The 26,079-nt window shown below is 70.2% G+C and carries 26 protein-coding genes; 22 read left to right on the top strand and 4 right to left on the bottom strand.

The annotated features are described in order from the left end of the window. Positions 1-28: 28 nt before the first annotated feature. The 19 genes from rho (at position 29) to ACF08W_RS27040 (ending at position 18,911) form a co-directional block, all read left to right on the top strand. Positions 29-2,014 (top strand): transcription termination factor Rho, encoded by a 1,986-nt coding sequence (gene rho, locus ACF08W_RS27130; RefSeq protein WP_392280801.1) that lies wholly within the window; start codon positions 29-31, stop codon positions 2,012-2,014. 378 nt (positions 2,015-2,392) lie between these two features. After that, positions 2,393-3,496 (top strand): LCP family protein, encoded by a 1,104-nt coding sequence (locus tag ACF08W_RS27125; RefSeq protein WP_392280800.1) that lies wholly within the window; start codon positions 2,393-2,395, stop codon positions 3,494-3,496. Between the two features lie 152 nt (positions 3,497-3,648). After that, on the top strand, positions 3,649-3,876 hold the full coding sequence (gene rpmE / locus ACF08W_RS27120; RefSeq protein ID WP_352277171.1) for a 50S ribosomal protein L31: 228 nt from the start codon (positions 3,649-3,651) through the stop codon (positions 3,874-3,876). A gap of 156 nt (positions 3,877-4,032) precedes the next feature. Then, positions 4,033-5,109: a peptide chain release factor 1 gene (gene prfA, locus ACF08W_RS27115; RefSeq protein ID WP_385215090.1), complete on the top strand. Its 1,077-nt coding sequence runs from the start codon at positions 4,033-4,035 to the stop codon at positions 5,107-5,109. A gap of 44 nt (positions 5,110-5,153) precedes the next feature. After that, positions 5,154-5,999: a peptide chain release factor N(5)-glutamine methyltransferase gene (gene prmC / locus ACF08W_RS27110; protein ID WP_352277174.1), complete on the top strand. Its 846-nt coding sequence runs from the start codon at positions 5,154-5,156 to the stop codon at positions 5,997-5,999. A gap of 73 nt (positions 6,000-6,072) precedes the next feature. Then, positions 6,073-6,720: an L-threonylcarbamoyladenylate synthase gene (locus ACF08W_RS27105; RefSeq protein WP_385215093.1), complete on the top strand. Its 648-nt coding sequence runs from the start codon at positions 6,073-6,075 to the stop codon at positions 6,718-6,720. Then, positions 6,717-7,358: a protein-tyrosine-phosphatase gene (locus ACF08W_RS27100; protein ID WP_352277178.1), complete on the top strand. Its 642-nt coding sequence runs from the start codon at positions 6,717-6,719 to the stop codon at positions 7,356-7,358. The genes ACF08W_RS27105 and ACF08W_RS27100 overlap by 4 nt, the downstream gene beginning before the upstream one ends. A 159-nt stretch (positions 7,359-7,517) precedes the next feature. After that, positions 7,518-8,777, top strand: a complete 1,260-nt coding sequence (gene glyA / locus ACF08W_RS27095; protein WP_392280799.1) for a serine hydroxymethyltransferase — start codon at positions 7,518-7,520, stop codon at positions 8,775-8,777. A gap of 144 nt (positions 8,778-8,921) precedes the next feature. Then, the gene (locus ACF08W_RS27090) at positions 8,922-10,316 is read left to right on the top strand and encodes an MraY family glycosyltransferase (protein WP_392280798.1); all 1,395 of its coding nucleotides are present in this window, start codon (positions 8,922-8,924) and stop codon (positions 10,314-10,316) included. 264 nt (positions 10,317-10,580) lie between these two features. Next, positions 10,581-11,018 (top strand): hypothetical protein, encoded by a 438-nt coding sequence (locus ACF08W_RS27085; protein ID WP_392280797.1) that lies wholly within the window; start codon positions 10,581-10,583, stop codon positions 11,016-11,018. A gap of 210 nt (positions 11,019-11,228) precedes the next feature. Then, positions 11,229-12,065 carry a F0F1 ATP synthase subunit A gene (gene atpB, locus ACF08W_RS27080; protein WP_358946359.1) on the top strand — a complete coding sequence of 279 codons (837 nt, stop codon included), beginning with the start codon at positions 11,229-11,231 and terminating at the stop codon, positions 12,063-12,065. A 72-nt stretch (positions 12,066-12,137) separates the two neighbouring features. Then, positions 12,138-12,365 carry an ATP synthase F0 subunit C gene (gene atpE / locus ACF08W_RS27075; protein WP_030386954.1) on the top strand — a complete coding sequence of 76 codons (228 nt, stop codon included), beginning with the start codon at positions 12,138-12,140 and terminating at the stop codon, positions 12,363-12,365. A 38-nt stretch (positions 12,366-12,403) separates the two neighbouring features. Beyond that, a complete protein-coding gene (locus ACF08W_RS27070) occupies positions 12,404-12,952 on the top strand; it encodes a F0F1 ATP synthase subunit B (protein WP_366293357.1) in 549 nt (182 codons plus the stop codon). After that, complete coding sequence (locus ACF08W_RS27065) at positions 12,949-13,764, top strand: F0F1 ATP synthase subunit delta (protein WP_392280796.1); 816 nt, start codon at positions 12,949-12,951, stop codon at positions 13,762-13,764. The genes ACF08W_RS27070 and ACF08W_RS27065 overlap by 4 nt, the downstream gene beginning before the upstream one ends. Positions 13,765-13,902: 138 nt before the next feature. Next, the gene (atpA, locus tag ACF08W_RS27060) at positions 13,903-15,474 is read left to right on the top strand and encodes a F0F1 ATP synthase subunit alpha (RefSeq protein ID WP_352277191.1); all 1,572 of its coding nucleotides are present in this window, start codon (positions 13,903-13,905) and stop codon (positions 15,472-15,474) included. Positions 15,475-15,477: 3 nt separating this feature from the next. Continuing rightward, a complete protein-coding gene (locus tag ACF08W_RS27055; RefSeq protein WP_352277193.1) occupies positions 15,478-16,392 on the top strand; it encodes a F0F1 ATP synthase subunit gamma in 915 nt (304 codons plus the stop codon). Further along, positions 16,392-17,834 (top strand): F0F1 ATP synthase subunit beta, encoded by a 1,443-nt coding sequence (gene atpD / locus ACF08W_RS27050; RefSeq protein WP_352277194.1) that lies wholly within the window; start codon positions 16,392-16,394, stop codon positions 17,832-17,834. The genes ACF08W_RS27055 and atpD overlap by 1 nt, the downstream gene beginning before the upstream one ends. 109 nt (positions 17,835-17,943) lie before the next feature. Further along, positions 17,944-18,318 carry a F0F1 ATP synthase subunit epsilon gene (locus tag ACF08W_RS27045; RefSeq protein WP_352277195.1) on the top strand — a complete coding sequence of 125 codons (375 nt, stop codon included), beginning with the start codon at positions 17,944-17,946 and terminating at the stop codon, positions 18,316-18,318. Between the two features lie 146 nt (positions 18,319-18,464). After that, positions 18,465-18,911, top strand: a complete 447-nt coding sequence (locus ACF08W_RS27040; RefSeq protein WP_352277196.1) for a DUF2550 domain-containing protein — start codon at positions 18,465-18,467, stop codon at positions 18,909-18,911. Positions 18,912-19,047: 136 nt separating this feature from the next. On the opposite strand, the gene ACF08W_RS27035 is transcribed toward ACF08W_RS27040, so the two are convergent. From ACF08W_RS27035 to ACF08W_RS27025, 3 genes are all read right to left on the bottom strand, one after another. Continuing rightward, positions 19,048-20,925 (bottom strand): glycosyl hydrolase family 18 protein, encoded by a 1,878-nt coding sequence (locus tag ACF08W_RS27035; RefSeq protein ID WP_392280795.1) that lies wholly within the window; start codon positions 20,923-20,925, stop codon positions 19,048-19,050. A gap of 169 nt (positions 20,926-21,094) precedes the next feature. Next, positions 21,095-21,745, bottom strand: a complete 651-nt coding sequence (locus ACF08W_RS27030; RefSeq protein WP_392280794.1) for a response regulator — start codon at positions 21,743-21,745, stop codon at positions 21,095-21,097. Continuing rightward, a complete protein-coding gene (locus ACF08W_RS27025; protein ID WP_392280793.1) occupies positions 21,742-22,941 on the bottom strand; it encodes a sensor histidine kinase in 1,200 nt (399 codons plus the stop codon). The genes ACF08W_RS27030 and ACF08W_RS27025 overlap by 4 nt, the downstream gene beginning before the upstream one ends. A gap of 150 nt (positions 22,942-23,091) precedes the next feature. On the opposite strand from ACF08W_RS27025, the gene ACF08W_RS27020 reads away from it, so the two are divergent. Beyond that, positions 23,092-23,637, top strand: a complete 546-nt coding sequence (locus ACF08W_RS27020) for a hypothetical protein (protein ID WP_392280817.1) — start codon at positions 23,092-23,094, stop codon at positions 23,635-23,637. Between the two features lie 52 nt (positions 23,638-23,689). Here ACF08W_RS27020 and ACF08W_RS27015 read toward each other — a convergent pair whose 3' ends face one another. After that, on the bottom strand, positions 23,690-24,262 hold the full coding sequence (locus ACF08W_RS27015) for a cob(I)yrinic acid a,c-diamide adenosyltransferase (protein ID WP_352277203.1): 573 nt from the start codon (positions 24,260-24,262) through the stop codon (positions 23,690-23,692). A 205-nt stretch (positions 24,263-24,467) separates the two neighbouring features. Between ACF08W_RS27015 and ACF08W_RS27010 the strand changes: the two genes are divergently transcribed. Both ACF08W_RS27010 and ACF08W_RS27005 read left to right on the top strand, forming a co-directional pair. Then, positions 24,468-25,316, top strand: a complete 849-nt coding sequence (locus tag ACF08W_RS27010) for a 3-hydroxyacyl-CoA dehydrogenase family protein (protein ID WP_366297415.1) — start codon at positions 24,468-24,470, stop codon at positions 25,314-25,316. A gap of 236 nt (positions 25,317-25,552) precedes the next feature. After that, the gene (locus ACF08W_RS27005) at positions 25,553-25,876 is read left to right on the top strand and encodes an STAS domain-containing protein (protein ID WP_072486732.1); all 324 of its coding nucleotides are present in this window, start codon (positions 25,553-25,555) and stop codon (positions 25,874-25,876) included. Positions 25,877-26,079: the final 203 nt, after the last annotated feature.

Here is a 26,079-nt window from a genome sequence, read left to right as displayed (position 1 = left end):
CGACGTCCGCTCCAGGGAAGGACCCTTCGTGAGCGACACCACCGATCTGATGGGCGTGACTGCCGACAAGACCGTCGACAGCGCCGCGCCCGCCGAAGGTGCTGCCACTGGCACCACCGCACGGCGCCGCCGCTCCGGCACCGGCCTTGAGGGCATGGTCCTGGCCGAGCTGCAGCAGGTCGCGTCCGGCCTCGGTATCAAGGGCACCGCGCGGATGCGCAAGGGCCAGCTGATCGAGGTCATCAAGGAGGCGCAGGCGGGCAACGCCGCGCCCAAGGCCGCCGCGCCCGCCGCGACGGCGGAGACCAAGCCGAAGCGCCGCGCCACCTCCAAGGCGCGCACCGGGGACGAGTCCGCGGCCGCCGAGCCCGCCGAGAAGAGCGCGGCCCAGCAGCAGATCGACATCCCCGGCCAGCCGGCCAGCGAGGACCAGCCCGTGGTCGAGCGCCGTCGCCGCCGGGCGACCGCGCAGGCGGGCAGCCCCACCGAGACCAAGGCGGAGTCCAAGCCCGCCGAGGCCAAGGCGGAGGCGCCGGCCGAGCCCAAGGGCGAGGAGCGCGCCGAGGCCGCCGCCGACACGGCCGAGGGCCGTCGCGGCGACCGCCAGGACCGTCAGCGCGGGGAGCGCGGGGAGCGTGGCGACCGCCGCGACCGTCAGCGCGACCGCCGGGGCAAGGGCGACGACCAGGGCCAGCAGGGCGGCCAGCGCCAGCAGCGCCAGGGCCAGGGCCAGGGTCCGCAGAGCGGCCCGCAGGACGACGGCTACGACGACGAGGTTGGCGGCCGCCGGGGCCGTCGCGGCCGCTACCGCGACCGCCGGGGCCGTCGCGGCCGCGAGGACTTCGCGGGCGAGGTGCCGGTCTCCGAGGACGACGTCCTGATCCCCGTCGCGGGCATCCTGGACATCCTCGACAACTACGCGTTCATCCGGACCTCCGGCTACCTGCCCGGCCCGAACGACGTGTACGTCTCGCTCGCCCAGGTCCGCAAGAACGGCCTGCGCAAGGGTGACCACGTCACCGGTGCGGTGCGCCAGCCCAAGGACGGCGAGCGCCGGGAGAAGTTCAACGCCCTTGTCCGCCTCGACTCGGTGAACGGCATGGCGCCCGAAACCGGCCGCGGCCGCCCGGAGTTCCAGAAGCTGACCCCGCTCTACCCGCAGGACCGGCTCCGCCTGGAGACCGACTCCAACGTCCTGACGACGCGGATCATCGACCTGGTCGCCCCCATCGGCAAGGGCCAGCGCGGTCTGATCGTGGCCCCGCCGAAGACCGGTAAGACCATGATCCTCCAGGCCATCGCCAACGCGATCACGGTCAACAGCCCCGAGTGCCACCTGATGGTCGTCCTGGTCGACGAGCGTCCGGAAGAGGTCACCGACATGCAGCGGTCGGTGAAGGGCGAGGTCATCTCCTCGACCTTCGACCGCCCCGCCGAGGACCACACCACCGTCGCCGAGCTGGCCATCGAGCGCGCCAAGCGTCTCGTGGAGCTGGGTCACGACGTGGTCGTCCTGCTGGACTCCATCACCCGCCTCGGCCGCGCGTACAACCTCGCGGCCCCCGCCTCCGGCCGCATCCTGTCCGGTGGTGTCGACTCGACCGCGCTGTACCCGCCGAAGCGCTTCTTCGGTGCCGCGCGCAACATCGAGGACGGCGGTTCGCTGACCATCCTGGCCACCGCGCTCGTCGAGACCGGCTCGCGCATGGACGAGGTGATCTTCGAGGAGTTCAAGGGCACCGGCAACATGGAGCTCAAGCTCGACCGGAAGCTCTCGGACAAGCGCATCTTCCCGGCGGTGGACGTCGACGCGTCCAGCACCCGCAAGGAGGAAATCCTCCTGGGCAGCGAGGAGTTGGCGATCGTCTGGAAGCTCCGCCGGGTGCTCCACGCGCTCGACCAGCAGCAGGCGATCGAGCTCCTCCTGGACCGGATGAAGAAGACCCAGTCCAACGCGGAGTTCCTGCTCCAGATCCAGAAGACGACACCGGCCCCGGGCAACGGCAACGACTGACGTCGCTCCCGCCCGGCCGCCGCACACAGGGCCGCCCCCGCCACTTCGGTGCCGGGGGCGGCCCTGTGTCGTACACCGTGTCCGGACCGAGACCTTTGCCACACCCCGGGTCGGCGCCGAAGGGCGGCGAGATGGCTGTACCGCTCAAGAAACCGCAGGTGAGCGGGGAATTACCGGGTGTCCGCGCGGGCCGGGAACCCGGCGTCTCCTCACGCCGGCACAACGGGTGGCTGTGCAACCCTTTTTGGTAGGGCGACGTCGTGAGAAGTGCCGACAAGTCGTCGATACCCGGTTTGTCGACGAGTCCGTCGACGCGTTCCGTACCCGCACACCACTGCTTGGGGGTAGCCGGGCGAGGCCGAGGAGCTAAGGAGACCCATGACCGAGCAGAACGGGAGCGGCGGCCGAATACGTCCCACCGGTAAGCGCCGGAAGAAGCCCTCCCGCCGCCGCAGGGCGACGGTGATCGCCGCCTGGACCCTGGCCGGGGCCGTGGTCGTCGGCGGCGCCGGACTGGGGTTCGCGTACGTCAAGCTCAACGGCAACCTGAAGTCCGTCGACATCAACGCCGCCCTGGGCAAGAACCGCCCCCAGAACGTCGACAACGGCTCCCAGGACATCCTCGTGCTCGGCTCGGACTCCCGGTCCGGTGCGAACGGCGAGTACGGCGCGGACGAGGGCACCGCCCGCTCCGACACCGCGATGGTCCTGCACGTCGACAAGGGCCACCGGACGGCCTCCGTCGTCTCCATCCCGCGCGACACCCTCGTCACCCGCCCCGACTGCGTCAGCGACACCACCGGCCGGCCCGTCGCCGGGCAGCAGCGGGCGATGTTCAACACGGCGTACGAGGTCGGCGGCCCGGCCTGCGCCGTCAAGACCGTCGAGGCCATGTCCGGCATCCGCATGGACCACTACCTGGAGGTCGACTTCACCGGCTTCAAGAAGCTCATCGACCAGCTGGGCGGCGTGGAGATCACCACCGCCGCCCCGATCGACGACCCCAAGAGCCACCTGAAGCTCGCCGCCGGCACCCACACCCTCGACGGGGAGCAGGCGCTCGGCCTGGTCCGCACCCGCAAGAGCGTCGGAGACGGCAGCGACCTCGGCCGCATCCAGCTCCAGCAGGCGTTCGTCAAGGCGCTGATGGACCAGGTCAAGAACGTCGGGGTGTTCTCCAACCCGAAAACCCTGTTCGACCTCGCGGACACCGCGACCAGGACCGTCACCACCGACTCCGACCTCGGCTCGGTGAAGGAGCTCACCGCCTTCGCCAACGGCCTCAAGGGGCTCGGCTCGAAGAACGTCCACATGGTCACCCTGCCCGTGGAGTACGACCCCACCGACCCGAACCGGGTCGTCCCGCTGGAGCCCGGCGCCACCGAGGTCTGGACCGCGCTCGCCCACGACCGGCCGATCCCGGCCTCCGCCACCGAGCACTCGGCGGGCGACAAGGGCGCCGCGGGCAGCGTCGTCCACTGACCGGAGCCCCTCCCGGGCCGGGGGAATAGTTCCGGACCGCCCCCGGTTTTGGGAGATACGACTGGTCCTGGCAGACTGGTACGTCGGCCCCGGTTCACGGACGCGCAATCCGCGCGTGCGACCCGGTGCCCTCCCGAACCTAGGAGAAACCCTTGAAGCGCGACATCCACCCCGAGTACGTCGAGACGCAGGTCAGCTGCACCTGCGGCGCGTCGTTCACCACCCGTAGCACCATCGAGGGCGGCACCATCCGCGCCGATGTCTGCTCCGAGTGCCACCCGTTCTACACGGGCAAGCAGAAGATCCTCGACACCGGTGGCCGTGTGGCCCGCTTCGAGGCCCGCTTCGGCAAGGCTGCTTCCGGCTCCGCCAGCAAGTAGCGAGCCACTGCGCCGGTTCCTGGCGCCCTCTCACGGGGGCGTCGGGACCGGCGTTTTTTCCGGCCGGGGGTGGACGGACCCGCCGCCGCACCCCCGCCCGGCCGGCACCACGCCGTCCGGCAGGCACGCCCGAGTGAAGGAAACAGGAGCCCGAAGATGTTCGAGGCGGTCGAGGAACTGATCGGCGAGCAGGCCGATCTGGAGAAGCAGCTCGCGGACCCCGCGGTCCACGCCGACCAGGCGAACGCGCGCAAGCTCAACAAGCGCTACGCCGAGCTGACCCCGATCGTCGCGACGTACCGCTCCTGGAAGCAGTCCGGTGACGACATCGAGACGGCCCGCGAGTTCGCCGCCGACGACCCCGACTTCGCCGCCGAGGTCAAGGAGCTGGAGAAGCAGCGCGAGGAACTCACCGAGAAGCTCCGGCTGCTCCTGGTCCCGCGTGACCCCAGCGACGACAAGGACGTCCTCCTGGAGATCAAGGCCGGCGCGGGCGGCGACGAGTCCGCCCTCTTCGCCGGCGACCTGCTGCGCATGTACCTGCGCTACGCCGAGCGGGTCGGCTGGAAGACCGAGATCATCGACTCCACCGAGTCCGAGCTGGGCGGCTACAAGGACGTCCAGGTCGCCGTGAAGACCAAGGGCGGCAACGGCGCCACCGAGCCCGGCCAGGGCGTGTGGGCCCGCCTCAAGTACGAGGGCGGGGTGCACCGCGTGCAGCGGGTGCCCTCCACCGAGTCGCAGGGCCGCATCCACACCTCCGCCGCCGGGGTCCTCGTCACGCCCGAGGCCGAGGAGGTCGACGTGGAGATCCACGCCAACGACCTCCGGATCGACGTCTACCGCTCCTCCGGCCCCGGCGGCCAGTCCGTCAACACCACGGACTCCGCCGTCCGCATCACGCACCTGCCGACCGGCGTCGTCGCCTCCTGCCAGAACGAGAAGAGCCAGCTCCAGAACAAGGAGCAGGCCATGCGCATCCTGCGGTCCAGGCTGCTCGCCGCCGCCCAGGAGGCCGCCGAGCAGGAGGCCTCCGACGTACGCCGCAGCCAGGTGCGCACCGTCGACCGGTCCGAGAAGATCCGCACGTACAACTTCCCGGAGAACCGGATCTCGGACCACCGCGTCGGCTTCAAGGCGTACAACTTGGACCAGGTGCTCGACGGCGACCTGGACGCGGTGATCCAGGCGTGCGTCGACGCCGACTCCGCCGCCAAGCTCGCCGCCGCGTGAGCAGAGCCCGCCCCGCCCGCCCGTAGACCGTACGGAGAACCGCGATGAACCTGCTGCTCGCCGAGGTGGCCCAGGCCACCCAGCGGCTGGCCGACGCCGGTGTGCCCTCGCCGCGATTCGACGCGGAGGAACTCGCCGCGTTCGTGCACGGCGTCAAGCGGGGCGAGCTGCACCGGGTGCCGGACGCGGACTTCGACGCCCGCTACTGGGAGGCGATCGCCCGCCGCGAGGCCCGCGAACCCCTCCAGCACATCACCGGCCGCGCCTTCTTCCGCTACCTGGAGCTCCAGGTCGGGCCCGGGGTCTTCGTCCCCCGCCCGGAGACCGAGTCGGTCGTCGGCTGGGCGATAGACGCGGTGCGCGCGATGGACGTGGTCGAGCCCGTCGTCGTCGACCTGTGCAGCGGCTCCGGCGCCATCGCCCTGGCCATGGCCCAGGAGGTGCCCCGCTCCAAGGTGCACGCCGTCGAGCTCTCCGACGACGCCCTCGTCTGGACCCGGAAGAACGCCGACGGCTCCCGCGTCACCGTCCACCAGGGCGACGCGCTGACCGCCCTGCCCGAGCTGGACGGCCAGGTCGACCTGGTCATCTCCAACCCCCCGTACATCCCGCTCACCGAGTGGGAGTACGTGGCGCCCGAGGCCCGCGACCACGACCCGGAGATGGCCCTGTTCTCCGGCGAGGACGGCCTCGACACCATCCGCGGCATCGAGCGCACCGCGCACCGCCTGCTGCGCCCCGGCGGCCTCGTCGTCATCGAGCACGCCGACACCCAGGGCGGCCAGGTGCCGTGGATCTTCGCCGAGGAACGCGGCTGGGCCGACGCGGCCGACCACCCCGACCTGAACAACCGACCCCGGTTCGCCACGGCCCGCAAGGCCCTGCCGTGACCGGCGGCCACCCTCCGCACACCCCGTACCCGCCCCACCCGTCACACCCGTACACGTTTGAGGAGGCCGGCTGATGGCTCGGCGATACGACTGCAACGACGCGACCGACCGTACGACGGGCCTGCGCGAGGCCGCGTCGGCCGTCCGCCGCGGCGAACTGGTCGTGCTGCCCACCGACACCGTGTACGGCATCGGCGCGGACGCCTTCAGCTCCGAGGGCGTCGCCGACCTGCTGGCGGCCAAGGGACGCGGCCGGAACATGCCGACCCCGGTGCTGATCGGCTCCCCGAACACCCTGCACGGGCTGGTCACCGACTTCTCCGAGCAGGCCTGGGAGCTGGTCGACGCCTTCTGGCCCGGCGCCCTGACCCTGGTCGCCAAGCACCAGCCCTCGCTCCAGTGGGACCTCGGCGACACCCGCGGCACCGTCGCCATCCGGATGCCGCTGCACCCGGTCGCCATCGAGCTGCTCACGGAGTTCGGCCCGATGGCCGTCTCCAGCGCCAACCTCACCGGCCACCCGGCCCCCGAGACCTGCGACGCCGCCCAGGAGATGCTCGGCGACTCCGTCTCCGTCTACCTGGACGGCGGGCCGACCCCCGGCATCGTCCCCTCGTCGATCGTCGACGTCACCGGCAAGGTCCCCGTGCTGCTCCGGGCCGGCGCGCTCTCCGCCGAGGAGCTCCGCAAGGTGGTACCCGACCTCGAGGTGGCCAATTGACCGCCCCTGAGGGGCGTGGCATAGCGGGGCGGCCCGACACTTTCCGCATCCTCCACGTCAGCACCGGCAACGTCTGCCGCTCACCGATCACCGAGCGGCTGACCCGGCACGCCCTGGTGGACCGCCTCGGCGATCCGCTGGGCGGCGGGCTGATCGTGGAGAGCGCGGGCACCTGGGGCCACGAGGGCGCCCCGATGGAGGCCAACGCCGAGATCGTCCTCGCCGACTTCGGCGCCGACACCACCGGCTTCGTCGGCCGGGAGCTCCTCGACGAGCACGTGATCCGCGCCGACCTGGTCCTCACCGCCACCCGCGACCACCGCGCGCAGGTGATCTCGATGGGCCACTCGGCCGGGCTGCGGACCTTCACGCTCAAGGAATTCACCCGGCTGGTCCGGGCGATAGACCCCGCCACCCTGCCCGACCCGCTCGACGAAGGCGTCGTCGAGCGGGCCCGCGCGCTGGTCCGCGCCGCCGCCGCGCTGCGCGGCTGGCTGCTGGCGCCCACCGTCGAGGCCGACGAGGTGCACGACCCGTACGGCGCCCCGATCACCTTCTTCCGGTCCATCGGCGACGAGATCAACCAGGCCCTCGACCCGGTCCTCACGGCCCTGACCGGAGTCCCCGCGCCGCACTGAGCGCGACGCCGCCCGCGCCCCCACGACGGGCGGAAAAGGCGCGGCGGGCCCTTGGGGCCGACCGGCGCGCCACGACGCCGTACAGCGGGCGGGAGCGCCGTCCCCGGCCTACATTGAGAGCTGACGCCAGCGCACCCCCTCCAGGTCCGGAGCATCCCGATGCCGGTCACCACTCCCGCCGCACCGCCCTCCGGCCCCGTCCTGCCCCAGGACCCCGCCGCCCTGCTCCGGGAGGACCCGGAGATCGCCGCCGTGCTCCAGGCGGAGCTGCGCCGCCAGTCCACCACCCTGCAGCTCACCGCCGCCGAGAACTTCACCTCGCCCGCGGTCCTCGCCGCCCTGGGTTCCCCGCTCGCCAACAAGTACGCCGAGGGCTACCCGGGCGCCCGCCACCACGGCGGCTGCGAGCAGGCGGACGCCGCCGAGAACATCGCCCGCCGCCGGGCCACCGCCCTCTTCGGCGCCCAGCACGCCAACGTCCAGCCGCACTCCGGCTCCGCCGCGGTCCTCGCCGCGTACGCCGCGCTGCTGCGCCCCGGCGACACGGTGCTCGCCATGGGACTCCCGTACGGGGGGCACCTCACCCACGGTTCGCCCGCCAACTTCTCCGGCCGCTGGTTCGAGTTCGTCGGCTACGGGGTGGACCCCGAGAGCGGACTGATCGACTACGGGCAGGTCCGCGCCCTGGCCCGCGCCCACCGCCCCAAGGCGATCGTGAGCGGCTCGATCTCCTACCCCCGCCACCCCGACCACGAGCGGTTCCGGGAGATCGCCGACGAGGTGGGGGCGTATCTCATCGCCGACTCCGCGCATCCGATGGGGCTGATCGCCGGGGGAGCGGCCCCCAGCCCGGTCCCGTACGCCGACGTGGTCTGCGCGACCACCCACAAGGTGCTGCGGGGGCCGCGCGGCGGGATGCTGTTGTGCGGCGCCGAGCTGGCGGAGCGGATCGACCGGGCGGTCTTCCCGTTCACCCAGGGCGGCGCCCAGATGCACAGCGTCGCGGCCAAGGCCGTCGCGTTCGGGGAGGCGGCGGCCCCGGCGTTCGCCGCGTACGCCCATCGGGTGGTCGCGCACGCCCGGGTGCTGGCGGCCGGCCTGGAGGCAGAGGGCTTCGAGGTCACCACGGGCGGCACGGACACCCATCTGATCGTCGCGGACCCGGCGCCGCTGGGCGTCGACGCCGCCACCGCGCGGGCCCGGCTGGCGGCGGCCGGGGTGGTGCTGGACACCTGCGCGCTGCCGTACGGGGACGCCCGGGGCATCCGGCTCGGTACGGCGGCCGTGACCACCCAGGGCCTGGACGAGGCCGACATGGCCCGGCTGGCGGTGCTCCTGGGGCAGGCGGTCCGGGAGGACGCCGATGTCCGCGCCGAGGTCCGGGCGCTGGCCGTGAACCATCCGCCCTACCCGGGGTGACGCGAAAGGGCCGCGCGGGAGGGTCCCGAAGCCCGGAACCGGCCGTCCCGCGCCCGGTGTCCTCGGTCACGGGGCCCGTCCAGCGCGACCGCCCGGTGGCTCCGGACGGTTTATGGTGTGGGCTGAGATGGCCAGGCGAATTCTGTGGGGCAGCCCGTGCGTGATTACCTGCTGACGCTCTGCGTCACGGCCGCGGTGACGTATCTGCTGACCGGTCCGGTGCGCAAGTTCGCCATCGCGATCGGGGCGATGCCCGCGATCCGTGCGCGCGACGTCCACCGGGAACCGACCCCGCGGCTCGGCGGCATCGCCATGTTCGGCGGGCTCTGCGCCGGACTGATCGTCGCGGCCCACCTCCACAACCTCGAATGGGTCTTCCAGCTCTCCACCGAACCGCGGGCGCTGCTCTCCGGGGCCGCGCTGATCTGGCTGATCGGGGTGCTCGACGACAAGTTCGAGATCGACGCCCTGATCAAGCTCGGCGGCCAGATGATCGCCGCCGCGGTCATGGTCCTCCAGGGGCTGACGGTCCTGTGGCTCCCGATCCCGGGCGTGGGCACGGTCGCGCTCACCCAGTGGCAGGGCACGCTGCTCACGGTCGCGCTGGTCGTCATCACCATCAACGCGGTCAACTTCGTCGACGGCCTCGACGGGCTCGCGGCGGGCATGGTGTGCATCGCCGCCGCGGCGTTCTTCCTGTACACGTACCGGCTCTGGTACGGGCACATGATCGAGGCGGCGGCCCCGGCGACACTCTTCGCGGTGATCCTGATGGGCATGTGCCTGGGCTTCCTGCCGCACAACATGCACCCGGCCCGGATCTTCATGGGCGACTCGGGCTCGATGCTGATCGGCCTGGTGCTGGCGGCCGGGGCGATCTCCGTCACCGGCCGGGTCGACCCGGACACACTGAAGATCTTCGCGGGCAGTGAGCGCGAGGCGACCCACGCGATGCTGCCGGTCTTCATCCCGCTGCTGCTGCCGCTGACGATCATCGCGATCCCGGCCGCGGACCTGGTGCTGGCGATCGTGCGGCGCACCTGGAACGGCCAGTCGCCGTTCGCGGCGGACCGGGGCCATCTGCACCACCGGCTGCTGGAGATCGGCCATTCGCACAGCAGGTCGGTGCTGATCATGTACTTCTGGTCGGCCCTGATCGCCTTCGGCGCGGTCGGCTACTCGGTGCACTCGACGTCGTTGTGGATCGTGCTGGTCATCATGGGGATGAGCACGATCGGTCTCGTCCTGCTTCTGATGCCGCGGTTCACCCCGCGGGCCCCGTACTGGGCGGAACGCTTCGTGCCGCCCCGCTACCGCCACCGTCGCGCCGGAAGAGGAACCTCCGGAACGGAACCCCCGGCGGCCGCCGGGGAGCGCCCTGAGGGGCCGGCGGGGCGGACGGGGCGCGAGGGGCGTGTGGAGTCCGTGGAGCCGGAGCGCACCCCGGTCGTGGTGGGAGTTTCGGGCGTCAACGGAGCGACCGCCGTCGGCCCCCGTTCGCGTCTTTCGGACAGAAACACGGCTGAAAGCGCGCGCTGATATTCAGGGCATCGCGGGGCAATAGCAGACAGCTCGCTTAGTTGCCTTGCTCACATGCGCAGCTTCACCCTCACGTGTGACAGTAAGCACACCTTTCGAGTAAAGACCTCATCAAATAGTTTGTGATACCGTTCACGAAGCCCGGTGACGGGGCCGAAGGACTTGAGTAGCAACGGTTCCTCGGCCTGAATCCAACGACCGGTCCCGGGCCTACGCTCGTCCATGACGACACCCTGCCCACCCCCTGCAAGCGGAGCTGCCGCCATGCCGTCCAACGACGCCCGGACTCTCCTCCAAGCCGCCGTACCCACCGCTGCCGCCGGCGCTGTCGCCGTCGCGGTCAGTGCCGGGGTAGCGGGTGGCAAGGGAGCCCTGGGCGCGCTCGTGGCGACGGCCGTGGTGATCCTCTTCATGGGGATCGGGCTGATCGTCCTGCAACGGACCGCGAGGTCCCTGCCCCACCTCTTCCAGGCGATGGGGCTGATGCTTTACACGGCTCAGCTTCTCCTGATGTTCATCTTCGTCGCCGCATTCAAGAACACGACGCTGTTCAACCCGAAGGCATTCGCGATCACGCTGGTGGCGATGACCCTCGTGTGGATCGGCGCGCAGACGCGTGCACACATGAAGGCCAAGATCCTTTACGTCGAGCCCGAGTCCGACAAGGCGGAAAAGCCCAAGAACACGGGCACGAAGTCGTGAAGGGTAGGGGCGGGATAAGAGCGGGTTCAAGACCCTGCTATCGTCCGGTTCCAACTGCGGCATTGCGGGCGCGGGCATGTGAGCTGACGCCTGCTCGATCGCGAGGCTCAATGCCTGACTGCCGCTCACACATCCGTAACACCAGTCCAGTGCCGAACCGCGGCTGCGCGCCGCGCCGACACAACGAGGTTGCCGTACCTATGCGCCACGCTGAAGGAGCCCGCGGTGAGTGCTGACCCGACACAGGTGCTCGCCTTCGAGACCGATTGCCACATCTTCTCCGGTTGTGGTTTCCCGGGTCCCGGCCTGCACTCTTTCCTGTTCGAGCCGATCTTCGGTGACGCGGACAGCAACATCTACTTCAACAAGACGATGCTGCTGGCGCTCCTCGGTACGGTCATCATCGTCGGCTTCTTCTGGGCCGCCTTCCGTAAGCCGAAGGTCGTCCCGGGCAAGCTGCAGATGGTCGCCGAGGCCGGCTACGACTTCGTGCGCCGCGGCATCGTCTACGAGACGCTCGGGAAGCGCGAGGGCGAGAAGTACGTCCCGCTGATGGTCTCGATCTTCTTCTTCGTGTGGATGATGAACCTCTGGTCGATCATCCCGCTCGCCCAGTTCCCGGTGACCTCGGTCATCGCGTACCCGGCAGGCCTGGCCCTGATCGTCTACGTCCTCTGGATGAGCATCACGTTCAAGCGCCACGGTTTCGTCGGCGGCTTCAAGAACCTGACGGGCTACGACAAGTCGCTCGGCCCGGTGCTCCCGATGGTGATGGTCATCGAGTTCTTCTCGAACGTCATCGTCCGGCCCTTCACGCACGCGGTCCGACTCTTCGCGAACATGTTCGCCGGTCACACCCTGCTGCTGCTCTTCACCATCGCGAGCTGGTACCTGCTCAACGGCATCGGCATCGCCTACGCGGGCGTCTCGTTCGTGATGGTCATCGTGATGACGGCCTTCGAGCTCTTCATCCAGGCTGTTCAGGCGTACGTCTTCGTGCTCCTGGCGTGCAGCTTCATCCAGGGCGCCGTCGCCGAGCACCACTGATCGCGCCTCCCCTACCCCCAGTCGTCCGGTGGCCAACCCCCACCGGTCCGTGAAAGAGAAGGAAGAACTGGCATGTCCCAGACCCTTGCCGCCGTCACCGGTTCCCTCAGCTCCGTCGGTTATGGCCTGGCCGCCATTGGCCCCGGCGTCGGCGTCGGCATCATCTTCGGTAACGGCACCCAGGCGCTCGCCCGTCAGCCCGAGGCTGCCGGCCTGATCCGCGCCAACCAGATCCTCGGCTTCGCCTTCTGTGAGGCGCTCGCCCTCATCGGTCTGGTCATGCCGTTCGTCTACAGCTGACGAACCGCGACTAGTCCGTTCCGACGAAAGGCACTGATGTGAACCCCCTGGTTCAGCTCGCGGCCGAGGCCGAGGTGGAGAACCCCCTCGTTCCGCCGATCCCTGAGCTCGTCATCGGTCTGATCGCCTTCGTCATCGTCTTCGGCTTCCTCGCCAAGAAGCTCCTTCCGAACATCAACAAGGTTCTGGAAGAGCGCCGCGAGGCCATCGAAGGCGGTATCGAGAAGGCCGATGCGGCCCAGACCGAAGCCCAGAGCGTGCTTGAGCAGTACAAGGCTCAGCTCGCCGAGGCCCGTCACGAGGCCGCGCGCCTGCGCCAGGAGGCGCAGGAGCAGGGTGCCGTGATCCTGCAGGAGATGCGGGCCGAGGGCCAGCGGCAGCGCGAGGAGATCATCGCTGCCGGTCACGCCCAGATCGAGGCCGACCGCAAGGCCGCGGCCTCCGCGCTGCGTCAGGACGTGGGCAAGCTCGCCACCGACCTGGCCGGCAAGCTCGTCGGCGAGTCCCTGGAGGACTACGCCCGGCAGAGCGGCACCGTCGACCGTTTCCTCGACGAGCTCGAGGCGAAGGCCGAGGCTGTCCGATGAACGGAGCGAGCCGCGAGGCACTGGCTGCCGCACGTGAGTCCCTCGACGCGCTGACCGACAACACGTCGGTCGACGCGGCGAAGCTCGCCGAGGAGCTGGCCGCCGTGACGGCGCTGCTCCACCGCGAGGTCTCCCTGCGACGGGTCCTGACCGACCCGTCGCAGCCCGGCGAGGCCCGGGCGGAGCTGGCCGGACGGCTGCTGCGTGGTCAGGTGGGCGGCGAGACCGTCGACCTGGTCTCCGGCATGGTCCGCTCCCGCTGGTCGCAGTCGCGCGACCTGGTCGACGCGGTCGAGGAGCTGGCGAACACCGCCGACCTCACCGCCGCCCAGCGCAGCGGGGACCTCGACGACGTCGAGGACGAACTGTTCCGGTTCGGCCGGATCGTCACCTCCGACAAGGCACTGCGCGCCGCGTTGACCGACCGGTCGGCCTCCGCCTCCGCCAAGAGCCAGCTGCTGCACAGCCTGCTCGACGGCAAGGCCAGGGCCGCCACCGTGCGCGTCGTCACGCGGCTTGTCACCCAGCCGCGCGGACGTAGCCTGGAAGAGGGACTGGAGTCCCTTTCCAAGCTCGCCGCGGAGCGCCGGGAGCGCATGGTCGCGGTCGTGACCTCGGCAGTGCCGCTGAGCGATCAGCAGAAGCAGCGCCTCGGCGCGGCGCTGGCGAAGATCTACGGTCGCCTGATGCACCTGAACCTCGACGTGGACCCCACGGTCCTCGGCGGGATCTCGGTGCGGGTCGGCGACGAGGTCATCAACGGCACCATCGCGGACCGCCTCGACGAGGCGTCCCGTCGCATGGCCGGCTGACCGACGCCGCGCAGCAACAGAACAGAGCAAGACCAGCGGCCCGGTTGGGCCGTGCAGAAACTGCAGAAGATTCCTGGGGGTCGGCCCCCAGACCCCCTTAAGAAACTTCGGGCCCAACAAGGAGAGCAGGGAACCCAGATGGCGGAGCTCACGATCCGGCCGGAGGAGATCCGGGACGCGCTGGAGAACTTTGTCCAGTCGTACAAGCCGGACGCGGCCTCGCGCGAGGAGGTCGGTACGGTCAGCGTTGCCGGCGACGGCATCGCGAAGGTCGAGGGTCTTCCCTCGGCCATGGCGAACGAGCTGCTGAAGTTCGAGGACGGCACCCTCGGTCTCGCCCTCAACCTCGAGGAGCGCGAGATCGGTGCGATCGTCCTCGGCGAGTTCAGCGGTATCGAGGAGGGCCAGCCGGTGCAGCGCACCGGTGAGGTGCTCTCCGTCGGCGTCGGCGAGGGCTACCTCGGCCGCGTCGTCGACCCGCTCGGCAACCCGATCGACGGTCTCGGCGAGATCGCGACCGACAGCCGTCGCGCCCTTGAGCTGCAGGCCCCTGGCGTCATGGTCCGCAAGTCGGTGCACGAGCCGATGCAGACCGGCTACAAGGCCGTCGACGCCATGGTGCCGATCGGCCGCGGCCAGCGTCAGCTGATCATTGGTGACCGTCAGACGGGTAAGACCGCTCTGGCCGTCGACACGATCATCAACCAGCGCGACAACTGGCGCTCGGGCGACGTGAACAAGCAGGTCCGCTGCATCTACGTCGCCATCGGTCAGAAGGGCTCCACCATCGCCTCCGTGCGCGGTGCCCTCGAAGAGGCCGGCGCGCTGGAGTACACGACCATCGTCGCCGCCCCGGCGTCCGACCCGGCCGGCTTCAAGTACCTGGCGCCGTACACCGGTTCGGCCATCGGCCAGCACTGGATGTACCAGGGCAAGCACGTCCTGATCATCTTCGACGACCTCTCGAAGCAGGCCGACGCCTACCGCGCCGTGTCGCTTCTGCTGCGCCGTCCGCCGGGCCGTGAGGCCTACCCGGGCGACGTCTTCTACCTGCACTCGCGTCTGCTGGAGCGCTGCGCCAAGCTCTCCGACGACATGGGCGCCGGTTCGATGACGGGTCTCCCGATCGTCGAGACGAAGGCCAACGACGTGTCGGCGTTCATCCCGACCAACGTCATCTCCATCACCGACGGCCAGTGCTTCCTGGAGTCCGACCTGTTCAACGCCGGCCAGCGCCCGGCCCTGAACGTCGGTATCTCGGTCTCCCGCGTCGGTGGTTCCGCCCAGCACAAGGCGATGCGCCAGGTCTCCGGCCGTCTCCGTGTCGACCTCGCCCAGTACCGCGAGCTGGAGGCGTTCGCCGCCTTCGGTTCCGACCTGGACGCGGCCTCGAAGGCGTCGCTGGAGCGCGGTAAGCGCATGGTCGAGCTGCTGAAGCAGCCGCAGTACGCACCGTTCCCGGTCGAGGAGCAGGTCGTCTCCATCTGGGCCGGCACCAACGGCAAGATGGACGACGTCCCGGTCCAGGACATCCGCCGCTTCGAGACGGAGCTGCTCGAGTTCCTGCGCCGCGAGCGCAAGGACCTCCTGACCAGCATCCGCGAGGGCGCCAAGATGTCCGACGACACGCTGCAGGCGATCGCCGACGCCGTCGCCACCTTCAAGCAGCAGTTCGAGACCTCGGACGGCAAGCTGCTGGGCGAGGGCTGATCGATGGGCGCTCAGCTTCGCGTTTACAAGCGCCGCATTCGCTCCGTCTCCGCCACGAAGAAGATCACCAAGGCGATGGAGATGATCGCCGCCTCGCGCATCGTCAAGGCGCAGCGCCAGGTGGCGGCATCCACGCCGTACGCGACCGAGCTCACCCGTGCGGTGACCGCGGTGGCGACCGGCTCCACCACCAAGCACCCGCTGACGACCGAGGCCGACGCCCCGACCCGGGCCGCGATCCTGCTCATCACGAGCGACCGCGGTCTGGCCGGCGGTTACTCCTCCAACGCCATCAAGGCCGCGGAGCGACTGACCGAGCGCCTCCAGGGCGAGGGCAAGGAGGTCGTCACCTACGTGATCGGCCGCAAGGGCGTCGCCTACTACGGCTTCCGTGAGCGCAAGATCGCGGACTCGTGGACCGGCTTCACCGACAGCCCGACGTACGCGGACGCCAAGCGCGCCGCTGCGCCGCTGATCGAGGCGGTCACCCAGGAGACCGCCGAGGGCGGTGTCGACGAGCTGCACATCGTCTTCACGGAGTTCGTGTCGATGATGACGCAGAGCCCGGTCGACGACCGGATGCTGCCGCTCAGTCTCGGTGCGGCGAAGGACGAGGACGGCAAGGGAGAGATCCTGCCGCTGTTCGAGTTCGAGCCGTCGGCGGAGGACGTCCTCGACGCCCTGCTGCCGCGGTACGTCGAGAGCCGGATCTACAACGCGCTGCTGCAGGCCGCTGCTTCCGAGCACGCCGCCCGCCGCCGCGCGATGAAGTCCGCCACCGACAACGCCGGTGAGCTCATCAAGACGCTCTCCCGGCTTGCCAACGCGGCCCGCCAGGCCGAAATCACCCAGGAAATCAGCGAGATCGTCGGTGGTGCCAGTGCGCTGGCCGACGCGACCGCGGGGAGTGACAAGTAATGACGACGACAGTTGAGACGGCCGTTGCCACGGGCCGCGTCGCCCGGGTCATCGGCCCGGTCGTCGACGTGGAGTTCCCCGTCGACGCGATGCCGGACATCTACAACGCGCTGACCGTCCAGGTGGCCGACCCGGCCGAGGACGGCAAGCTCAAGACGCTGACCCTGGAAGTCGCCCAGCACCTCGGCGACGGCATGGTCCGCGCGATCTCGATGCAGCCGACCGACGGCCTGGTCCGCCAGGCCCCGGTGACCGACACGGGCGAGGGCATCACCGTCCCCGTCGGTGACATCACCAAGGGCAAGGTGTTCAACACCCTCGGCGAGATCCTCAACAAGCCGGAGGCCAACGCCGAGGTCACCGAGCGCTGGGCGATCCACCGCAAGGCGCCCAACTTCGACCAGCTCGAGTCCAAGACCGAGATGTTCGAGACCGGCGTCAAGGTCATCGACCTTCTCACCCCTTACGTCAAGGGTGGAAAGATCGGTCTGTTCGGTGGTGCCGGTGTCGGCAAGACCGTTCTGATCCAGGAAATGATCTACCGCGTGGCCAACAACCACGACGGTGTGTCGGTGTTCGCCGGTGTCGGTGAGCGCACCCGTGAGGGCAACGACCTCATCGAGGAAATGGCCGACTCGGGCGTCATCGACAAGACCGCGCTGGTCTTCGGCCAGATGGACGAGCCGCCGGGGACGCGTCTTCGGGTCGCGCTCGCCGGTCTGACCATGGCGGAGTACTTCCGCGATGTTCAGAAGCAGGACGTGCTCTTCTTCATCGACAACATCTTCCGGTACACCCAGGCCGGCTCCGAGGTGTCCACCCTGCTCGGCCGTATGCCGTCCGCGGTGGGTTACCAGCCGAACCTGGCCGACGAGATGGGTCTGCTGCAGGAGCGCATCACGTCGACCCGTGGTCACTCGATCACCTCGATGCAGGCGATCTACGTCCCCGCGGACGACCTGACCGACCCGGCCCCGGCCACCACCTTCGCCCACCTCGACGCGACGACGGTTCTCTCCCGTCCGATCTCCGAGAAGGGCATCTACCCGGCCGTGGACCCGCTGGACTCCACGTCCCGCATCCTGGACCCGCGCTACATCGCGCAGGACCACTACGACGCCGCCATGCGCGTCAAGGGGATCCTCCAGAAGTACAAGGACCTCCAGGACATCATCGCCATCCTCGGTATGGACGAGCTCGGCGAGGAGGACAAGCTGGTCGTCCAGCGTGCCCGCCGTGTCGAGCGCTTCCTGTCGCAGAACACCCACGTCGCCAAGCAGTTCACCGGCGTGGACGGTTCGGACGTGCCGCTGGACGAGTCGATCGCCGCGTTCAACGCGATCTGCGACGGTGAGTACGACCACTTCCCCGAGCAGGCGTTCTTCATGTGCGGTGGCATCGAGGACCTGAAGGCCAACGCCAAGGAGCTCGGCGTCTCCTGAGCCCTGGCTCACCGAGGGGGGCGGGGTACGTCCCGCCCCCCTCACCACGCCCCTTAGAATTGACCCAACACCCGGCGGAACGGCCGGGTGGTGACCCGAGGAGCCACCCTTGGCTGCTGAGCTGCACGTCGAGCTGGTCGCCGCGGACCGCAGTGTCTGGTCCGGCGAGGCCACCCTGGTCGTCGCGCGCACCACGTCCGGCGACATCGGCGTCATGCCCGGTCACCAGCCGCTTCTGGGTGTGCTGGAGTCGGGCCCGGTGACCATCCGTACGAGCGATGGCGGCACGGTCGTCGCCGCTGTGCACGGCGGATTCATCTCGTTCGCGGACGACAAGCTCTCGCTGCTCGCGGAGATTGCCGAGCTTGCGGACGAGATCGATGTCCAGCGCGCCGAGCGCGCGCTGGAGCGTGCGAAGTCGGACACGGACGCCGCTTCCGAGCGACGCGCCGAAGTGCGACTGCGCGCGGTGGCGGCGCGCTAGCGCACCGCGACGACGTAGCTTTACCCTCAGCCGCGGCCCGTGCTGGAGAAACCCTCCAGACCGGGCCGCGGCTGAGGCGATGCAGGTGCGGTTTGTTGCAGGTCCGGCGGTATTCGTAACTCGACGACGCGAGGAGGTCGGTGCAGATGATCCTCGCGCTGTGGGTGGGCGGTCTGGTCGTCGCCCTGGTTCTGGTGGGGCTGTTCGTCTTCGGCCTGCGCCGGCGGCTGATCCAGCGCTCCGGCGGCACCTTCGACTGCAGTGTGCGGTGGAACGTTCCGGAGGAGCCCGATCTCTCCGGCAAGGGCTGGGTGTACGGCGTCGCCCGGTACAGCGGGGACCGGATCGACTGGTTCCGGGTCTTCTCGTACGCGCCCCGCCCGCGCCGGGTCCTGGAGCGCGCCTCGATCGAGGTGGTCGCCCGGCGGCTGCCCGAGGGCGAGGAGGAGCTGGCGCTCCTGTCCGACGCGGTGGTGCTCGGCTGTCTCCATGAGGAGACCCGCCTGGAGCTGGCCATGAGCGAGGACGCGCTGACCGGTTTCCTGGCCTGGCTGGAGGCGGCGCCGCCCGGCCAGCGGGTGAACGTGGCCTGAGCGCCGCGGGCGGCCGTCAGGGCCGCCGTAGAGATGGAGAAGCCGGGGAGACAGGGGGCGGACCTGTCTCCCCGGCTGCTTTGCGGGGTGGTGCGATGCGGTGTGCCGGTGGGGGGCGGCCGGGACCGCGTAGGGGCTACTTCAGGCCGCTGTTGATGGCGCTGACGAGTTCGCCGTTGGCGGTGTCACCGCTGAACTCCCAGAAGAACGCGCCACCGAGGCCCTGGCTCTTCGCCCAGGTCATCTTCGAGGTGATGGTGGCGGGGGTGTCGTAGCTCCACCAGTTGGTGCCGCAGTGGGCGTAGGCGGTGCCGGCGATGGTGCCGGTGGTCGGGCAGCTGGTCTTGAGGACCTTGTAGTCCTCGATGCCGGCCTCGTAGGTGCCGGGGGCGGCGCCGGTGGCGGTGCCGCCGGGGGCGTCCTGGGTGACGCCGGTCCAGCCGCGGCCGTAGAAGCCGATGCCGAGGAGCAGCTTGGAGGCGGGGACGCCCTGGGTCTTCAGCTTGGCGATGGCGTCGGCGGAGTTGAAGCCGGCCTGCGGGATGCCGTTGTACGAGGTGAGCGGGGAGTGCGGGGCGGTCGGGCCCTTCGCGTCCCAGGCACCGAAGAAGTCGTACGTCATCACGTTGTACCAGTTCAGGGACTGGGCGGCGCCGGCGTAGTCGGTGAGGTCGATCTTGCCGCCCTGGGAGCCGTCGGCCGTGATGGCGGCGGTGACCAGGTAGTCCTTGCCGAACTTGGTCCGCAGCGCCGAGGTGAGGCCCTTCAGCGCGGCGGGGCCGCTGGTGTCGCAGGTGAGGCCGCAGGCGTTGGGGTACTCCCAGTCGATGTCGATGCCGTCGAAGACGTCGGCCCAGCGCGGGTCCTCGACCAGGCTGTAGCAGGAGTCGGCGAACGCGGCCGGGTTCTTCGCGGCGTCACCGAAGCCGCCGGACCAGGTCCAGCCGCCGAAGGACCACAGGATCTTGATGTGCGGGTACTTCGCCTTCAGCTTGCGGAGCTGGTTGAAGTTGCCGCGCAGCGGCTGGTCCCAGGTGTCGGCCACGCCGTCGACCGACTGGTCGGCGGTGTACGCCTTGTCGTAGTCGGCGTACGAGTCACCGATCGTGCACTTGCCGCCCTGGACGTTGCCGAAGGCGTAGTTGATGTGCGTGATCTTCGCGGCGGAACCGGAGGTGTCCAGGTTCTTGACGTGGTAGTTGCGTCCGTAGACGCCCCAGTTGGTGAAGTAGCCGAGGTTCACCTTGCCGCCGGTGCCCGGGTCGGGGGTGCCCCCGCCGCCGGTGGTGTGCACCTTGACCGCGCCGCTGACCGGTCCGGTCTGGCCGGCGGTGTCGCGGGCCTGCACGGTGTACGAGTAGTCGGTGCCGGCCTTCAGACCGGAGTCCGTGTACGTCGTGCCGGTGACCGTCGAGACGACCGCGCCGTCCCGCAGGACGTCGTAGTTCTTGATGCCGTTGTCGTCGGTCGCGGCGGTCCAGCTCAGCTTGACCGAGGTGTCGGTGATGCCGCTGGCCGTGGGGGTGCCGGGGGCCGAGGGGGCGTTGTCGCCGGGGACGCTGCCGCCGTCGCAGGAGGCGCCGTTCAGCTTGCAGCCGGTGGGGGCGCCGGTGCCGGTGCCGTTGAAGCCGAAGCTGACGGAGGCGCCGGGGGCGACCGATCCGTTCCAGCCGAGGTTCTTGGCGGTCCAGTGGGTTCCGGAGCTGGTGACGGTGGCGTCCCAGGCGGAGCCGACCGCGGTGCCGGAGGGAAAGTCCCACTCGATGGTCCAGGAGGAGAGCGCGGTGGTGCCGGTGTTCTTCACCGTCCACTGGCCCTCGAAGCCGTTGCCCCAGTCGGACTTCTTGACGTAGGTGGCGGTCGCCGAGGACGCGGCCTCGGCGGGGGCGGCCAGGCCGACCATGGCGGCCAGCGGGAGCAGGAGCGCGGTGAGGCCCGCGACCGCTCGGGTTTTCGTGGCTCTTCCGGTCCCGAGTCTGAATCGGGTCCGGCGTAGGGGGTTTTCAGTGCTCAACGGTGCTCCTCGGGTGAGGTCCGGACAAACGGGGGTGGTCCGTGAACTGCAAACCCTGCGCCGCCCAGAGCGCACCTTGTCATGGCGTGCTCACCGCAGTGTGTCCGGTGAGATTAGGAAGGTCTGGACCAATCGTCAAGAGGTCTGGACCAAAGATCAGTTGGTGGCCTCAGATGCCCAACTCCTGGGCGAGGACCGCCGCCTGCACCCGGCTGCGCAGTCCGAGCTTCCCCAGCAGCCTGCTCACATGGGTCTTCACGGTGGCCTCCGCCATGGAGAGCCGGACCGCGATCTCCGCGTTCGACAGCCCCTCGCCGAGGCAGCCCAGCACCTCCCGCTCCCGCCGGGTGAGCGCGGCCAGCGCCGCCGCGCCGGGGCCGTCCGCCGGGGGCGCGGGGCGGGTCCCGGCGAACTCGGCGATCAGCCTGCGCGTCACGGCCGGAGCGATCAGGCCCTCGCCGCGCGCCACCGTACGGACGGCCTCGATCAGGTCCCGCGCGTCGGTGTTCTTCAGCAGGAAGCCCGAGGCCCCCGCCCGCAGCGCCCCGAAGACGTACTCGTCCAGGTCGAACGTGGTGAGCACCAGGACGTCCGCGAGCCGCTCCGCCACCACCCGTGCGGTCGCGGAAACCCCGTCCAGCCGAGGCATCTGAACGTCCATCAGCACCAGGTCCGGCCGGAGCTCGCGGGCCAGCCGCACCGCCTCCTCGCCGTCCCCGGCCTCGCCCACCACCTCGATGCCGCCCGCGCTGCGCAGGATGAGCACCAGCCCCGCCCGTACGGCCGACTGGTCCTCGGCGACCACCACCCGGATCGTCATCGTCCGGACACCCCTTCCTCCACGGGCAGTTCGGCCCGTACCCGCCAGATCTTCTTGCCGCCGGAGCCGGCCGACGGGCCCGCCTCGATCGTGCCGCCCAGCAGTGCCACCCGCTCGCGCATGCCCACCAGACCGGCCCCGGAACCCGGCGCGCGCGGTCCGCCGCGCTTCCCGAGCGCACTGCTGACCTCCACCGTGAGCAGCCGCCCGCACTGTCCGAGCCGTACCGTGACGGGCCCGGGAGCGGCGTGCTTGAGCGCGTTCGTCAGGGACTCCTGGACGATCCGGTACGCGGCCAGTTCGACCGGCGCCGGCAGCGGTCCCGGTTCCTCCCGGACGTCCTCGAAGGAGCATTCCAGGCCGCTGGAGGCCGCGTTGGCGCGGGCCTGCTCGACCAGCGCGTCCAGCGAGGCGAGCGTGGGGGAGGCGGCGGGCCGCGCCGCGTCCCCGGTGCGCAGCAGCCCGATGAGCCGGCGCATCTCGGCGAGGCCGTCGACGCTGTTCTCCCGGATCACCCCGAGCGCCTCGCGCGAGGTCCCCGGATCGTCGATGGAGAGCGCGGCGGTGGAGTGGATGGCGATCGCGGAGAGGTGGTTGGCCACCACGTCATGGAGCTCGCGGGCCATCCGGGCGCGCTCGGCGGTCACCGCCTGGGCCCGGTCCATCTCGGCGAGCCGCGCGGTCTGCTCGGCCTGCAGCCGGGCCGTCGCGGCGGCGTCCCGGTGGTTGCGGACGCTCACCGCCGTGAGCGCCGGGAGGAACGAGACCATGGCGGTGACGACGCCGATGAGCAGGGCCTGCGGACTGCGGAACCAGGCCAGGAAGCCGATCGTGACCCCGACCGTGATCAGGAACGTGGTCACCGGGATGCGCCGGGCGGCGGACGGCTTCCCGTACAGCACGGCCGCGTAGACCAGGTCCGTGAACATCAGGACCGTCGCCAGGTTCCCGACCGTGAACTGGTCCGCCACCAGGGCGATCGTGCCGACGACCAGCCCCGTCTGCGGGGCGCTCCGGCGGAGCAGTTCGAGCCCGGAGACCACGACGAGCGGCACCAGGCAGACCCAGGGGGCCGTGAAGACCCGGTCGTTCTGGAGGTGCAGGCCCAGCAGCCACAGGAGCAGGCCGCCGGACAGGCCCAGCACGGCCAGGAGCACGTCGTGGCGGTGCGGGCGGGGAAGCGTGGACACCCTCATATCCAACACGGTGACCGGGGCGCCGGCCTCCTGACGCGGGGGGAGGCGCCGGTACATCGAAGGATGCAGTGCGGATTCGTCATCGCCGACGACGAGTACGCCCCGGACGGCCGGAATGCTGGAGGGAACGGGGAGAAGAAGGGAAACGCCGTGATCGTCACACTGATCGTGCTCTGCGAGGTCGCCTTCTGGGTGCTGCTGGCGGCCGGGCTGGCCCTGCGGTACTGGGCGAGGAAGCCGCGGCTCGGGGCGGCCGTGCTGCTGTGCGAGCCGCTGCTGGAGCTCGTGCTCCTGGTGGTGACCGCCATCGACCTGAAGAACGGGGCGCAGCCGGACTGGAAGCACGGGCTCGCCGCGGTCTACATCGGCTTCACGGTGGGGCTCGGCCACTCCACGATCCGCTGGGTCGACGCCCGGGTCGCCCACCGGTGGGCGGGCGGTCCGCCGCCGGTGAAGCCGCCGAAGTACGGCCGGGCGCGCGCGGTGCACGAATGGCGGGTCGCCGGGCGCTGGACCCTCGCGGCGGCGACCGCGCTGGCGCTGCTCCAGGCGGCCGTCTGGTACGTGGGCGGGGACGGCGACGTCTCCTCGCTGCGGGCCTGGCAGGAGAAGATGCTGCTGGTCATCGGCATCAACCTGGTCATCGCCGTGAGCTACACGCTGTTCCCCAAGCAGGAGCCGAAAGCCGTCCGCTGACACCGGGACAGGCCCGCCACGGGGGTGCGGGCCCGCCCGGCAGGACTGTCCGCTACCGCTCGCCGCCCGGCACCCACAGCACGTCCCCGACCTCCTTGTTCGCCGTCCTCGCCAGGATGAACAACAGGTCGGAGAGGCGGTTGAGGTACGTGGCGGTCAGCGCGTTCATCACGTCGCCGTGCACCTCCAACGCCGCCCAGGTGGACCGCTCCGCGCGCCGGACCACCGTGCACGCCTGGTGCAGCAGCGCCGCCCCGGGCGTACCGCCCGGCAGGATGAAGCTGCGCAGCTTCTCCAGCTCCGCCAGGAAGCGGTCGCAGTCCGCCTCCAGCTTGTCGACGTAGGACTGCTCCACCCGCAGCGGCGGGTACTTCGGGTCCTCGACGACCGGGGTCGACAGGTCCGCGCCCACGTCGAACAGGTCGTTCTGCACCCGGACGAGCACCTTCACCACGTCCTCGGAGAGCTGCCCGAGCGCGATGGCGGTCCCGATGACGGCATTGGCCTCGTTGGTGTCGGCGTACGCGGAGATCCGCAGATCGGTCTTGGCGGTGCGGCTCATGTCGCCCAGCGCGGTGGTGCCCTGGTCGCCGGTGCGGGTGTAGATACGTGTCAGATTGACCATGCCGTCAGCGTAACTACGCCCGGCGCGCCGCCGGATGACCCCTGCCGGTGTGATGTCCGTCATGTGAGACGTGACGCGCATCTCTTCACGGCCCCAGGGCCCTTCCCGGGTACTAATCTCCGCCGGAGGGCATGTGAACAAGCGTGAGGACAGGCCGTGCGGGGACCAGCCGCGCGCGCGAAACACTGAACCAAGGGGTGCATACGTGGCCAGGAAGCTCGCCGTCATCGGAGCCGGACTCATGGGGTCCGGTATCGCGCAGGTGTCCGCCCAGGCGGGCTGGGACGTGGTGCTGCGCGACGTCACCGACGAGGCACTGGCCCGCGGACGTGGCGGCATCGAGGCGTCGTACGCCAAGTTCGTCTCCAAGGGCAAGCTGGACGCGGCCGACGCCGAGGCCGCCCTCGCCCGCATCACGACCACCACCGACCTCGACGCGGTCGCCGACGCGGACGTCGTCGTCGAGGCCGTCTTCGAGAAGCTGGAGGTCAAGCACGAGATCTTCCGCTCCCTCGACAAGATCGTCCGGGAGGACGCGGTCCTCGCCTCCAACACCTCCGCCATCCCGATCACCAAGATCGCGGCCGTGACGGAGCGCCCCGAGCGCGTCGTCGGTGTGCACTTCTTCTCGCCGGTCCCGATGATGCAGCTCTGCGAGCTGGTCCGCGGCTACAAGACCAGCGACGAAACCCTCGCCACCGCGCGCGAGTTCGCCGAGTCCGTCGGCAAGACCTGCATCGTCGTCAACCGCGACGTGGCCGGCTTCGTCACCACCCGGCTGATCTCGGCCCTGGTCGTCGAGGCCGCCAAGCTGTACGAGTCGGGCGTCGCCTCGGCCGAGGACATCGACATCGCCTGCAAGCTCGGTTTCGGCCACGCCATGGGCCCGCTCGCCACCGCGGACCTGACCGGCGTCGACATCCTGCTGCACGCCACCGGCAACATCTACACGGAGTCGCAGGACGAGAAGTTCGCCGCCCCGGAGCTGATGCGCCGGATGGTGGACGCAGGTGACATCGGCCGCAAGAGCGGGCAGGGCTTCTACACGTACTGATCGTTCCCGGTCCTCCGGGGGCCGGTCCTCCGTCGGCCGGCGCCCGGGGACCCGGGGCGCCGGCCCCGGGAACCGTGGGCCCGATCCGGCCTTCGCCACACCTCGGTCACTCGACGGGGTGAATTCGGTATCGGTTCGCTTACAGACGGAAACTTCCCTGTCTCCGCCGGAGTCAGTTGTGGCAGAGACAGAACAGACAGACGAACCTTGCAACGGGGCATTCCAGGGGAGCGCATATGCACATCAGGGGCGACCACGCCGAACTGGTCGTCGGGGGCCGCCTCGACGTCCGAAGCGCGGCGGACGCCCGTACGGCCCTGCACTCCGCCCTCGACGACGGGGTCGGCGACCTCGTGCTCGACCTGACCGAGCTGGACTCCTGGGACGCCACCGGACTCGGCGTCATCATGGGCGCCCACCGCCGGGCCGGCCGGGCCGGCCGACGGCTGGTGCTCCGCGGAGTGCCGCCGCAGATGCAGCGTCTCCTGGTGGCGACCCGGCTGCACCGCATTCTGGCCATCGAGGGCGGAATCGCCGCCGACTCGCTGCCCCGGGTGTAGAACCACCCGCCCGGCCCGGACCATGGACGCTCACCACGGACAGATCCGCGCAATCCGTGCGAGAGCGAGCCGCTTCGGGCGGCACGACCCCCCGGCTGTGCGGGGACACCGCACGACGGATTAGGGTTCGGCCCGTCCGCCGATTGACGGGAACCCACCGGGCGGACACCGGACCAGAAGCGACTGCGGGGCGTGTGAGGCCG

Source organism: Streptomyces sp. NPDC015144, assembly GCF_043079735.1.
GTDB lineage: Bacteria > Actinomycetota > Actinomycetes > Streptomycetales > Streptomycetaceae > Streptomyces.
Note: the sequence above shows the minus strand (reverse complement) of the source record. Positions and strands in the feature narration are given on the sequence as shown.